The 13,183-nt window shown below is 65.3% G+C and carries 7 protein-coding genes; 1 reads left to right on the forward strand and 6 read right to left on the reverse strand.

Annotation, left to right across the window (positions count from 1 at the left end; translation table 11 throughout):
• Nucleotides 1-124: 124 nt before the first annotated feature.
• The 4 genes from VGQ44_02160 to VGQ44_02175 all read right to left on the reverse strand — a co-directional run bounded on the left by VGQ44_02160 (nt 125) and on the right by VGQ44_02175 (nt 6,052).
• Entirely contained in the window at nt 125-892 is a 768-nt protein-coding gene (locus tag VGQ44_02160; GenBank protein ID HEV8445587.1) for a hypothetical protein, read from the reverse strand.
• On the reverse strand, nt 889-2,772 hold the full coding sequence (locus VGQ44_02165; protein HEV8445588.1) for a hypothetical protein: 1,884 nt from the start codon (nt 2,770-2,772) through the stop codon (nt 889-891). Before VGQ44_02165 ends, VGQ44_02160 begins: the two co-directional genes overlap by 4 nt.
• A 64-nt stretch (nt 2,773-2,836) precedes the next feature.
• Nucleotides 2,837-3,997, reverse strand: coding sequence for a glycosyltransferase (locus VGQ44_02170; protein ID HEV8445589.1), 1,161 nt, complete (start codon nt 3,995-3,997; stop codon nt 2,837-2,839).
• A gap of 24 nt (nt 3,998-4,021) precedes the next feature.
• On the reverse strand, nt 4,022-6,052 hold the full coding sequence (locus VGQ44_02175) for a fibronectin type III domain-containing protein (protein HEV8445590.1): 2,031 nt from the start codon (nt 6,050-6,052) through the stop codon (nt 4,022-4,024).
• Between the two features lie 245 nt (nt 6,053-6,297).
• Here VGQ44_02175 and VGQ44_02180 point away from each other — a divergent pair, with 245 nt between their 5' ends.
• Nucleotides 6,298-6,915, forward strand: a complete 618-nt coding sequence (locus tag VGQ44_02180) for a C40 family peptidase (protein ID HEV8445591.1) — start codon at nt 6,298-6,300, stop codon at nt 6,913-6,915.
• A 155-nt stretch (nt 6,916-7,070) separates the two neighbouring features.
• On the opposite strand, the gene VGQ44_02185 is transcribed toward VGQ44_02180, so the two are convergent.
• Nucleotides 7,071-8,387, reverse strand: a complete 1,317-nt coding sequence (locus VGQ44_02185) for an Ig-like domain-containing protein (GenBank protein HEV8445592.1) — start codon at nt 8,385-8,387, stop codon at nt 7,071-7,073.
• A 280-nt stretch (nt 8,388-8,667) separates the two neighbouring features.
• Entirely contained in the window at nt 8,668-13,182 is a 4,515-nt protein-coding gene (locus VGQ44_02190) for an efflux RND transporter permease subunit (GenBank protein HEV8445593.1), read from the reverse strand.
• Between the last annotated feature and the right edge of the window lies 1 nt (nt 13,183).

Genomic DNA, 13,183 nt, shown 5'->3' on the forward strand with positions numbered 1-13,183 from the left:
GACGTCAGCGCTCCTAGGACGTCAGCGATCCTAGGACGTCAGCGCTCCTAGGACGTCAGCGCTCCTAGGACGTCAGCGCTCCTAGCAAGCCCTCCCACCAAGTTGGCGCCGTTTCTTCCAAGACCTAACACCGGACCTCCCCCGCATCCGGCACAAACCCCCGATAGTTGTTCGCCGTTAGCGCCGTTCCCGCCGCCGCGAAGTACCGAATCCAAAAATCGCGAATCGTCGCCTCGTGCTGCGTCGTCGACCCGGCGCCGGCGACTAACACGCACACGCCGCGCATGTCGGGAAGTCGGCTCGCGCTGCGCCGAACCTCGATCCAGGCGGGAGACGGAATGCCGCCGGCGCGTTCCATGCGCATTTCGTCCGTCGAATTCTCCATGTCGGACAGCAGGATCAGCGTCGCCCGCCGACCGTCGGCCACTTTCGCGTAGTCGGCCGCACGTCTGATCGTCGCGAACACGTCGGTGTTGTCGATCCGGCGGACGCGGTTCGGGTCGAACATCGCGCCGACCACCTGATGCGCGACGACCTTGAAATCTTCGAGCCGCCGCTTGTCCGACGCGGTGACGACGCCCGGCCGGCGCAAGCGAGGAACTGAGTCGATCCACTGATGATCGCCGGTGTCCGCTGTGCCGTACATCTCCAGCAGGACCAGCTCGTCGCCGTTGTGCAGCCGCGTTTCAACCACGTCGTCGAGGAGCCGTCGCGAATCTCTTAGCGCCTCGACCGAGCGACTCTCGGAGAGGTCGATTCCGACGATGAATCGATTGGCGGGGGACGCGGCCGTCTTCGCGCCGGCCGACTCGCTGCAACCGAGTGCGGGCAACGCGAGTCCAACCGAAGCGATTGCGAGTGCCAGCCGCGTCCACATCGTCGCGCCCATCATATCGTAGTCGCGTCGCTGGGATTGATCGGAATTCGCGCCACGGCGGCACCGAAATCACGACGGGTCACAGCGAATTCCTCCTTCACCCTCGCGAAGTCCGTCGGCTCCGGGAAACCGCGCTCCGCTTCGACGATCGGCAGCGACAGGGGCGAATCTCCGGCGAACGCGATAATGCTCGCCGGGTCGATGCCGCGCAGTCGTGCGTTCTCGCCGCGGAACAACGGAATCACACCCGCCAATCGATCGACCTTGGCGCTCCACTCGGCGAGCGGGCTCGCGGTCATCAGATGCTCGACGCGTGCGATGCTCGCGCGGGCGCGTGTTTCGGTCGCGCGGCCGGCCTGAACGGCGGCGTGCGCGTCTGTCTGCAACCTTCGCCGATCGGCGCGCAGCTGGATGATCGCCGGATGCGCTTCGCCTCCCTCTCCCTCGCTCACTTTCTGGCGATACGTCAGGAATCCCAGGATCGCCGCGCCGAAGACGAGTCCCAAATTGAGGAAGAACAGCGGCCCGTTGTTGTTCTGGACGGTGGTCGCATAGGCGCGATCGTCGCGATGGATTTCTAGCGTCCGCGTTTTCTCGAGAATCGCCGAGGCGGACCGAGCCATCGCGCCCAGGTCTCCCGGCGCGAGCTGCTGTGCTTCGGCCTTGAGCCGTTGCAACTCGAGGCTGTCGGCGCGTACGCGCGACGCGGCCACCGTGGCGATGCTGCCACGCGACAAATACAGAAACGTCAGCACGGCCGCCACGCCCAACGAACAGACGAGCAGCGCCGCAAGGTGTTGTCGCCGAATGCTGCGAATGGTCGTCGCGGCGAGCGGCTGGTCCTTGGTCCTGAGCGCGACGAGAACGCGGCCCGATCCTCCCATCGTCTTGCCGAACAAGACCAGAAAGAGCACCGCGATGAGCGCGACGAAGAGCGCGTCGGCGTGCAGAACGACTTCTTTCATCTGTATCGCCAAACCCGCCCACCAATCGCCGCTCACGGCATCCTGCGCCGCGTCTTCCGCGGCTTTGGCGAGGGCCGGCTTCATCGGAAGCAGCAGGCGAAACACCGGAAAGTTCGCGAAGAACTCGACGGTTGTGAGCGCGATCGCAAAGAACCAGAAAAAGACCCAACTCGGGATTATGGGTTCGAATCCGACCCGCGCCGCGACCTCCTTTGCTTCGGTCCGCAGCTCGTGAATTCTGCGATCGGTGCCGGCGATCTCCGACTCGAGTCGCTCGATGCGCGTCGTCGACCCGCGCAGCTCGACGAGCCTGTCGCCGATCGCCTCGGCTTCGCGCGCGATCCGGTCGCGCATCGTCACGCGAACGTGATCGGTCCACTGACGAAACGTCTCGGTGCACCGGCCCGCGAGGAACTGTTCGACCTCGAGCGGAGCCGTTCGAGGGACGTCGTGCCGAGGCAGTCCCTTGTGGGCCCAGTCGGCGGCGAGCGAACGCGCGTCACCTTCGAGGGCTGTCACTTCCCGATCGAACCAAGCGTTCGTCGCTTTCGTGATCTCTTGAATGCCGCCAACCGCGGCGTTGGCGTGCGCGCCCGCGGGCTTGCTCCACGGCCACAGCCGCTTGATCGCGTCCCGCAGCCCACTCAGCCGCGAACCGGTCTTGCGGACCTGGAAGTCGACGGGCGCTGCGTCAGTGAATGAGCCGAGCGGAACCTCGAGCTCGACTTTCCTCGTCGCGCCTGTCGGGGTCGTTCGACCAAGTGACTCGGCCGCTGCGTCACGCAGTCGAGCATGGTCGATCTCACGCCGGGGGCCGCCGTTGGTCGTCTCCATCGTATTCGCCCGTCCACCGCTGAATACACATGACGGCGCCGTCGCCGTGTTTGTTTCGGTGCCGCCGAGGCTGAAATGCGACACTTTCCGGGCCATCGACGGCGGGAGCCGTCGAGCCTAGTCGGCGAGGGACGAACGAGTGTGCGGTCGAGCGCGGCTCCTATTCTCGCCGCGTCTCCGTTTCGCCGCGTCTCAGCATCGAGTCGTAGCGGCTGTACGCGTAGCCAACGGCGTCGGTTGTGCCGGCTTCTCCGGCGACGGACGCCGCACGGGCCAATACCCGCGCCATCCTCTCCGCGGGATGCATATAAGAATCGAAATACGATCGGCCGTTCAACTGGATCGCGAACAGCGAATCCGGATTGTCGAGCAGCCGATGGCAGGCTTCCACGCACGCTTCGGGCGTCGATACGTGAACGAGATGAAAGCCATCTTCCAAAGGCTCGGGAAGGATGTGCGTGAGCGGCTCGCCGACGACGGCGCATCCGGCGGCCATCGACTCGGGCAGCTTCCACGCGGTCGAGCCATGCAGGCCGCGCGTGTAGATCGAGATCGCGCTATTGCGGAGATCCTTGAGATACGCGCGTCGACTACCGCCCGACCGATCGATCAGCTCCGGACACATTCGCTGCGCAACGGACGTCGGTAGAAAACCGCCGGTGAACCTTGAGCCCAAGCCATTCTTGAGCCGGCTGATCCATCGGATCCGTTCGTTGTTGACAGCTTCCGCCGTGTCTTCGCCGCGGACTTCGGTGTCGTCCCAGAGGCGACTGCGCAGCAGGACGCCGTGGGCCCGTTTCCTCGTCGGAGCGGCGATGAGAGAAGTGTAACCCGGATACTCGATCCGCTCGCGTACGACGCTGATCGCGCGCAGCTGGCCAAGTCCCTGTCGCTTGATCCACGCGCCGAAGATCAGGCGCTTGCAGGCAGCCGTCGCGACGTTGAACATCGCGCCGAAGGGCACGATACGGTCCGCGGGTGCGCCGGCGCGAATCACTTCGTCGGCTACGTAACTGCGCTTGAAGTACAAGCCTGCTCGTTCGAGCCCGATCGGAAAAAAGAGGTCGGCGCGATCGTGCGTATCGATAAAAACCCGCATACTTCGGCCCGACGACCAAGTTATGTCCAACTCGACGTACGGGCGCGACCGCTCACCGGCCAGCAGGCTTGCGTAGTCGATGTCTCGAACGTCCAGCGAGATGCGGCCCTGCTTCGACAACGACAGCGTCCCGCTGAACGCGTAGCTGTTGAAGTACATCGACTGCTGTGCGTCGACGAACAGCGTGACACGAGGCACCGAGGTCGCGCGAGAGTCAGGCATGCTGGAGGCTACCCATCCGACGACCTACGGCGCGTTTGTGGATCCGAGCGCGTTGTTCGTGAACACGTTCCCCGCCGACGCCAATGGATTGGGAGTAACGATTCCCTGTAGCTCGACGTACAGCCCCCATCCTGCGCCGTCATGGATAGTCGAGTTGGTGACTTTGACCGCTCCGCCGGCCGTGATCTCTACGTTAGCCGGCCGAGTTCCGCAACCCGCTCCGCCATCCGCGACTTCGGCGAACGTCAGCTCGCTGGTTCCATTCGACGTCGAGAAGACGAGACCGCACCAGAATCCTGGAGTCGTCTGCTCACCCAAGAACCGGATGCGAGAGGCGGACGTCCCGATCGCGGTGAGACTGCCGTTCGTAATCGTGATGTTGCCGCCCGCCCGCACGATGACCGTGGTCCCCGGCACGAGCGTGAGACCGGCGGCGATGGTCGTCTGGCCGCTGAAGCGAATCGGGACTGATGTGATGCGCCATGTCTGAACACTCGACACGCCCCACGCGGTCGCGTCGAGATACGCAACGCCGTTGCCGGCGGCGTACTCCGACGCCACATCGAGGGAACCGACGAGTTGGTCGGTCACGCGGACGCCGACGTCCACGTTGTTGCGGAACGAGTTGCTCGAGAACAACGGCAGCGTCGCCGTGCCGGCGGCGTATAAGCCTACGCCCGCGCTCTGCTCGACGATAGCGTTGTCGAGCTGCAGCTGGCCGCCGCTCACCACCGCGATGTCGGCCGCGTTCGCGCCGCCACCACCGCCGGCGTACGACACGTTCGCGTAGCTCAGCCGGTTGGCGGCGTTGGTCTGAATGGTCAACCCGCGCCAATAGCCGCGTTGTTGTTTTTCGGGTGTGAACTGGATTCGGTTCGTCGATGTTCCGATCCCGATCAGGCTTCCCGTCGTAACGGTCAGCCCCGCATCGGCGCCGAACTGAACTGTGACGCCCGCCGCGATGACGAGATCCGCCGAAACAGTGGTCTGTCCGCTAAGGTGAATCGGAGTCGACGTCACCTGCCAAAGCTGAGAGCTCGAGACTCCAACGGCGTAAGCGTCGATGTACGACACTCCATTTCCGCTGGCGAAGCTCGACGCATTGTCGAGAACCCCGACGAGGCGATCCGGCAGCTTGATTCCAGCCTTGGCGTTGTTGCGCATCGTATCCAATGCGAACGTGGCGACGGTTGCGATGTCATCCAGGAAAAGGCCGACGCCGGCGCTCTGCTCGAGAAGAGTATGCGAGATCTTGAGCTGCGCCCCGCCAAGGACCGCCACATTCGCCGCGCTCGCCGTGCCGTCGCCGCCGGCGTACGAGACGTCGACGTAGCTCAACTCGTTCGCTGCGTTGGGCGTCAGGACGGTGATACCTCTCCAATAGCCCCGCGTGCTCTGGTCGCCCGTGAAGCGAATCCGTGCGGAGGGCGTACCGAATGCGCCGATGCTTCCCGTCGTGACCGTGAGAGCCGCGTTCGCCCCGAACGAGATGATCGTTCCCGGCTGAATCGTCAGCGTGCCGGTGACGTTGATGGAACTCGTGATATGGTATGCGACGCAGCCGCCGTTGCCCGTCCAATTCGTCGTGATGCTGATGTCCTGCGTGACTGCTATCGCCGCCGGGCAGCTCGCCGGCGTCGTCAGGCTAGCGGTGTTGGAATACGCACTGGTCCCCGCACTCCCCACCGCGCGAACTCTGTAGTTGTACGTCGTACTCGGCGCCAACGACGTGTCGCTGTATGTCGTGGCACCGGCGGCGGTTGTGGCAATGAGATTGAATGACCCGCTGGCCCCATTGGCCCGCTCGACTTGGAATCCGGTCTCGTTCGAAGAATTCCGTGTCCAGGTGAGCGTGATCGACGAGGCCGACGTCGACGCGGCCGCGAGGCCGGTTGGCGCCGCGGGGACTGTCGGTGGTGGTGGTGTCGTTGTCGTGTCGGGCGGGGTCGTGGTCTTGACTCCGCCATCGGAGCTTCCACCGCAGGCCGCGAGGTACAGAATCGACAGCAGCCCGGTCGCGGTGCGGCTGAGTGAGTGAGTTGGGATAAGGCGCATGGTCGTTCTCGGGCAGTCAGTGGGGACGCGTCAACGCCCTAGTAGGACGCGTAACCGCCCGCCGGAGTCATCCTTAGGTGCTCCGCCCACCGCCGCTGAGGCTGTCTACAATTGTGCGTCCGACTTGTCGTCGAGAGCGGACGGATCCGACGACTAGTTCAACGCGCGCCGGTCGCTAAGGCGTTGGTCGGCAACCGGTTCTCCCTCAGACCACGGATGGCGCCCTCTATGCCTCGGCCGAGGGCATGTTCCCGCCCGCGCGCTCGTACCCGCTCGGCGCGATCGCCGTCGCTTCATTGATCCCGCTGTCCGCGTGTACTCCGGCAAGCCTCGGCATCACGCCCGAATCCGTCCTCGGGGCAATCATCTCGACCCTTCCCGCCGAGATCCCGACGTCCGATGGACGATCGTCTCCCTCACCGTCCCCGTCCCCCTCGTCACGCGGCAAGCGCCGCATCCCTGACTCGCCGCCTCCATCCGCCGAGGCGGCGCGTGTGCTACGCACGGCGAGCGACTACGTCGGCACGCGGTACACGTGGGGAGGGAATACCCCGGGTGAAGGATTCGACTGCTCGGGGTTCACGAAATACGTATTCGCGAAGTACCACATCACGCTGCCGAGGACGTCGCGCGAACAGGCGCACGCGGGGCGTGCGATTCCGGCCGACTTCAGCGCGCTGCGTCCCGGTGACCTCATGATGTTCGCCGAGCCGGGTGGGGCGATCTCACACGTGGCGATCTACGTGGGAGACGGGCGGATCATTCACTCGTCGACCTCGGGGCACGGTGTGGCGTACACCGACCTGAACGCTGGTGGGGACTGGTTCTACAGCTACTTTGTCGTTGCGCGACGGGTGTTGTGACTTAGGGCCGTGGCTTAAACGGGACCTCCGCGCGCGGCGAACACTTTGGGCGTCGGGGGCGGGTGGCAGCGACAGAATAGAGCGCCGCTGAGATGTCGAGGACTTCGATCGAGCCGAGACAACCGCGGCGGATGCCGCGGTTGTCTCGTTTACGGCTAGTGTCCTTTTTTGCGGGAACCGCTTCCGCCGGCGCGTCCGGCGTTCGGCGACGGCTGGCGTTGGCGCTCGCGTGCCTCGATCTCGGCGTCGGTTACGAACTGATCGGTCGGCTCGCGGAACTCGCTCTGATCCCGATCGCGATCTTGAGTCGAGCGACCATTCTTCGCCTTCGACTTCGTCGTCCGGCTCTGCTTTCGTTGAGATTTCGCCATTGGAGCCTCCTCGGGTGAAATCGCAGGCGACGCACCGAACGTGCCGGAAATGCGTGTTGCTACCTCGAATGCCTGTGCCCCTGCCCCGATTCTGATCGTCCAGACAACTCTCACTTCGACGATCTCCCCAGCGTGCACCGCCTTCGTGACGGTGCCGTTTCCATAGGTGAGCAGCTCCGATTCGTCGGGTTTGTCGAGCTCGAGGAATGGTGCCACGCCTCCGTCACCGGCCGCATTTACGGTGAGCGTGCCGTCGGATCCCGCGACGACATGGAACGAACGGCATAGCGTGTTGGGGATGAGTGCTGGAGCCGTGTCCAACTCTTGGTACACCGGATCCCCAGGCGAAATCGTCACGGACAGCGAATCGCCCGCCGCGATCTGCTTCATTGTGTGGAGATGCGCGGCCTGCGTGAACGATGTCGCCGTACCGATGACGAACTGTCGATCCGTCTCGTAGTTCGGTGAATGGGTGATGACATAGGCGTAGGCGTGATTGGCCCCGACGAATCCGTCCATCGCTTCGGGGTCCGCCGTAAACCCTCCGACGAATGAACCGGCGGAGTTGGTCGCACCGAGAACGAAGCCGCCGTACGGGATGTTGCACGTCACACATCCCGCCGGCCGCGCGCCGTAGTAGATCTGCTGCACGGTCGCTCCCGGGACCGGACTCCCGCTGTCGTTAGTCGTGACGACGGCCAACTGAAACGCGGTCAAGTTGAGCGCGACCACCTGCACCGGCCGCGAATCTGACTTTCCGTCGCTCGTCGCGGAAATCGTCGCGTCGCCGACCGCCATGGCGGTGACCATCCCTGTATTGGACACGGTCGCCACGTTCGGCGCGTTGCTCGTCCACACAACCGGGTGCCCGGCCAGCACCGCACCGGTCGAATCGTGAACGGTCGCGGTCAGACCAAACTGCTCGTGCACGTCGAGCTTGATCTTGCCGGTGAAACCGTTCGGCTGATCGATCGAGACGTTTGCGGCGGTTGGGCCCGGTGGGGGCGGAGGCAGCGTCGAGCTAATCGTGCCATCGCCGCCGCAGGCCGCGAGACAAGACAACGTCAGTCCCAAGGAAACCATTCGTGCGGTGGGAATCATCGCAGTAGGGGTGCGTTTCCTTGGAAACGAAAAAAGGGATGTAAAGTTGACACTGAGAAAGGGCAGACGGCGCAGATGACGACGGCGCGACGGCCAAACGGCGCAACTCCCCAACGGCGCAACTCCCCAACGGCGCGAAGTGCGCAGAAGCCGAACCGCGCAGGGGGGCGCGACCAGCCGCGTCGTTTGGCAGTCGCGCCCTTCGCGCCGCTCGGGAGTTGCGCTCCTCGGGATTTGCGCCGTTCGGCGGTCGCGCCGTCGTCATCTGCGCAGTTAGCAGTTAGTCAGCACCGACAGCACGTCTGAGCTCCGCCCGTGCAATTCTCATCTGCAGCTCCGCCGCCAGCGCGCGCGCCTCGCTCTCAGCGACCTCCGCCTCCGTCGTCGCCAACGCTGTCGCCGGAATCAAACCGCGCCCCGCTCGGTCTTTCGCGATCGCGAGCTCGGCTCGATGCGCCTGGAGTGCAGCGTGTGCAACTCCGGCTCCGTGCTCGGCACGAACAGCGGCTCGATACGCGCGATCGACGTCGACCGAGACTTGGTCGCGCGCCAGAGCGACGCCGATCGAGGCTGCATCCTGCTGCGCTGTCCGCTCGCGCGAGAGCGAGCGGCGTTTTCCCCAATCGAGCACCGTCCACGACCCTTGAATGCTGAGTCCCACGGCGTGTTGCGGCAGGAAGCTCACGCCGTTCAGCATCGTGTACGTGAGTCCGATGCCCAGATCAGGGATGTAGCTGTCACGAGCGAGCGACGAAGCGTGCTTCGCTTGCTCGAACGTCGCGTTCGCCGCGGCGACGTCGGGGTTGGACGCGAGACCCTTCGAGAGATAGACGTCGGCCGCGGCGAGTGGCTCGTTCCGTGACTCGGGGACGACGAGGTCCAACTTTGTACCCGTCGGCAGTGCGAGAACGTTTCGCAACTGACTCTCGAAGTCGGACGCGGAGTCGGCGGCGGCAAGGCGTACGTACTCCGCGTCAAGTGCGGATGCGGTCGCGCCGAGTCCCTGGGCGGACACGTTGATTCCGGCGGCGACGGCCTGCTCCACGTTTGCGGTCTGCTGCTGCGTTGCCCGCATCGCGAGCTCAGCTGCGTGCTCCTTCGCCCGGGCGATCAACACTGCCGCGTACAGGCGCTCGACGGCCAACGTGATGTCCGCCTCGGCGCGAAAGCGGCCGGCGACGGCGCCCATGGTCTGCGCGTTCGCCAGTTGCTGCGCCTGACGGATGCGCCACAGTTGCGTGACTGGCTGCGTGAACGAGACCTGTGAGTACGTGAGCGCGGCGGCGCCCTGATCGAAGCGCCGGTCGGCCGCGGGCAGTGGGGCGCCCGACGACTCGTTGCCGAGTGCGCCGCGCGGGACGACGATGGTCGTGCGGCCGCTGCTGCGCAGTTGTGTGCCCGACACCGAGAGCTGCGGGAGAAGATCGGCCGCGGCGCCGCGCTCGTGGGCTTCCGACGAGTTGAATCGTGCCTCGGCGAGACGCGTCGCGTAGCTCTGCTTTCTTGCCAGTGCGATGGCGTCGTCGATCGTGAGATGCATGACCGAAGTCGCCGATGGCGTTTGGGCCTCGAGGCGCCGCGATGGAACCAACGCCACGACGATCGAGACGCCGAGGATCAGCGCGGCGCTCGCTGCCGGGCTTAGCGCGGCGATGCCCGCCGGAATCTTCGCCGAGCTGGGAAGCGCGACGCCGTTGTCGACTTCATCGTGCGTGCGACGCGCGGCGCGGCGCTCCTGTCGTCGTTCGATCACGACATAGAGGACCGGCACCAGCACCAGCGTGAAGATCATCGACACGACCAGACCGACCGCGATGACACTCGCCATCGGCGACCAGAGCGGCGATCGTGAGAGAATCATGGGCGTCACGCCGAGTGCGGCGGCCATCGTCGTGAGGAAGATCGGTCGGAGACGCCGGCGGCCGGCCAACAGCGCCGCCGTTTCGACGTCGACCCCGTTGCGGCGCAGTTCGTTCGCGTAGTCGACGAGGATGATCGCGTTCCGAACGACGACGCCCGTGAGCGCGTTGAGCCCCAAGTTCGCCGTGTAGGTGAACGGATTGCCCGTGATCACGAGACCGATCGCCGCGCCAACCACGGCGAGTGGGATCGACGTCATGATGACGAGCGGGTGGCGCACATTCCGGAACTGGAACAGCAGAATCAGGAACACGCCGACGAGCGACGCGAGGAGCGCGATGTTTACCGCGCCCTGCACTTCGGCGCTTCCTTCCTTTTCGCCGCCGAACTCCATCCGTATTCCCGCCGGCAGCTGGAGGGCGGCGAGCTTGGGCGCCGCGGCGTTGAGGACGACGGACGGCAGAACGTTCGGCGCGGCGAAGCTGCGAACCGTGAGCGTTCGGACGCCGTTGCGCCGCACGATGCGGCTTGCACGGAACTCCGGAGCGACGTCGGCGACTTCGCGCAGTGGAATGCGGGCACCCGTCGTCGGCGACACGAGAGTCGTCGTCGAGACATCGCTCATTCCGGACCGTTCGGCGTCGTCGAGCCGGAATGTGACGTCGAGGTCGCGCTTTCCTTCCCAGAACGTGGAGATCGGCGCTCCGGCGAACGCACCGGAGAGTTGCATCGCGATGTCGGCTTCGGAGAGTCCGACACGCGTGGCGACTTCAGGCTTCACGTGCAACCCAAGTGCGAGCTCCTGATCGCGCCAATCGGTGTGGACGTAGGCGCTTCCGGGCGTCCGCTCGAAGATCTGCGCCACACTGTCGCCGTAGGTGCGGAGCAGGCTCGCGTCGTCGCCGACGAGACGGATCTCATTCGGCGCGGCGAACACGGGGCCCTGTTGCAAGGGCTTTACGTAGACCCAGGCTTCGGGCGCGACCCTGTCGATGTGTGTCGAGAGCCGCTCGACCAGCGCGTTCGTCGCTTCGGGCGACGCCGTATTGATCAGAAGCTCGCCGAAGTTCGGCGTCGGCGGCTCGGGGTTGTGATTGTAATAGAAGCGCGGTGCGCCTCCGCCGGTGAATGCGGCGACCGTGCGGACGCCCGGCTCCTTCTTCACAGCGGCCGACAGTCGCTGAAGCACTTCGTCCGTTCCGGCGAGCCGCGTACCGGCCGGCATCCAGAGGTCGACGATGAGCTGATCGCGCTCGTTCATCGGGAAGAAGCGGTACGGCACGCGGGACATCAGCGCGAGACCGGCGACGAACGCGAGCACCGCGCCGACCACCGTCCAACGCTTGCGGGGCATCGCCAGGGTCATGACGCGCTCGTACGCGGCCTGCATGACGTCGAGCGGCGTGCGCCGTTGTTTCGTCGTCGACGACGCGTTCGGGGCTTGGTGCAGACCGGTCTTCACCAGCGTGAGCGCGAGCATCGGCGTGAGCAACATCGCGACCGCGTATGACACCATGAGCGCGATCGCCACGGTGAACGACATGGCGCGAATGAATTCGCCCGGCGCGCCCGGCAGATAGGCGAGCGGCATGAACGACGCGACGATCGTGAGCGTCGCGGCCAGCACCGGCACGGCGAGCTCCGTCGGCGAGCGCCACGCGGCCTCGAGCCGGCTCATTCCGTGATCCAGCTTCTCGACGTAGTTGTCGACGACGACGATCGCGTCGTCGACGACGATGCCGAGCGCGACGACGAGCCCGGCGAACGTGACCTGGTGCAGCTCGATGCCCACGGCGTTCAGAATCGCCACCGTGATCGCGACCGTGATCGGAATCGCGACGGCGGCGATTGCCGCGACGCGAAGCGGCAGCAGCAGCACCGTCACCAGAATCACCGCGGCGAGCGTGATGAGGAACTCGCGGCCGAACTCGACCATGCGTTGCTGCACGTGCTGCGGCTGATCGGCGATCGGCTGAATGATCAGGTCTGGCGGCAGCGTCGTGCGGAGCTGCGCCAGCTTCTCCCGAACCTTGTCGCCGAACTTCACGATGTTGTGTCCTTCCTGCATTTCGACCGCGAGCAGCACCGTGCTCTCGCCGTCGACGCGAACGACGAACTGCGGATCGGCGTACACGCGGTCCACGGTCGCGAAGTCGCCGAGGTGCACGGGTCGCCCGTCGCGAGACGATCCGACGAGCAGCTGCGACAACGCGGTCTCGCTCGACAGCAGGTTGTTCGCGGCAATCGGCACTCGGCCGGCGTCGCCGGCGTCGATGGTGCCCGCGTCGACGAGCGCGGTGCGCGAACGGATGGCGCCGGCAACGTCGAGCGGCGTGATGCCGAAGCCGGCGAGACGGGCGTTCGTCGTCGACACCCGAAGCTCCTCGCGCTGCTCGCCGAGGCGGTTGATGCGCGAGACCTCGGGAATCGTGCGGATGGCATCGTCGATCTTGTCGAGATACTCGCGGAGCTCACGCGAGCCGTAGGTCGGGCCGCGCACGGCGAGGAGCATCGCGACGACGTCGCCAAAGTTGCTGTTGACGATTGGACCTTGCACCGTCGCCGGCAGCTCCGTCGCGTGCAGCTCGTTCATGTCGTGCCGCAGCATCGCCCAGAACCGATCCGGATCCTTGACCCACTCCTCGAGCTCGACGTTGACGACGAGCGCGGCGTCGCGCGACGTCGAAAAGGTCTTGAGCTTGCGAACTTCCTGGTGGCGAAAGAGGCGTTCTTCGATCTTGCGCGTCACCTGATCTTCGACCTGCTGCGCGCTTGCACCTGGGTAGCGCGCGAGCACGAGACCGGTGCGGATGGTGATCTTGGGATCTTCACGCCGCGGCATCGTGAACAGCGCGCCGATGCCGAGTAGAACCGCGAATCCGGTGAGTACGAGCACCACCGAGCGGTTGCGGAGAGCGGAGCGAACCGGGTTCATG

This window comes from Gemmatimonadaceae bacterium (assembly GCA_036003045.1).
GTDB lineage: Bacteria > Gemmatimonadota > Gemmatimonadetes > Gemmatimonadales > Gemmatimonadaceae > JAQBQB01.

Bases quoted from the DNA above. Each gene is read 5' to 3' on its own strand.
- VGQ44_02160 (HEV8445587.1), bottom strand. From the start codon at position 892: ATGATGGGCGCGACGATGTGGACGCGGCTGGCACTCGCAATCGCTTCG.
- VGQ44_02165 (HEV8445588.1), bottom strand. From the start codon at position 2,772: ATGGCCCGGAAAGTGTCGCATTTCAGCCTCGGCGGCACCGAAACAAAC.
- VGQ44_02170 (HEV8445589.1), bottom strand. From the start codon at position 3,997: ATGCCTGACTCTCGCGCGACCTCGGTGCCTCGTGTCACGCTGTTCGTC.
- VGQ44_02175 (HEV8445590.1), bottom strand. From the start codon at position 6,052: ATGCGCCTTATCCCAACTCACTCACTCAGCCGCACCGCGACCGGGCTG.
- VGQ44_02180 (HEV8445591.1), top strand. From the start codon at position 6,298: ATGTTCCCGCCCGCGCGCTCGTACCCGCTCGGCGCGATCGCCGTCGCT.
- VGQ44_02185 (HEV8445592.1), bottom strand. From the start codon at position 8,387: ATGATTCCCACCGCACGAATGGTTTCCTTGGGACTGACGTTGTCTTGT.
- VGQ44_02190 (HEV8445593.1), bottom strand. From the start codon at position 13,182: ATGAACCCGGTTCGCTCCGCTCTCCGCAACCGCTCGGTGGTGCTCGTA.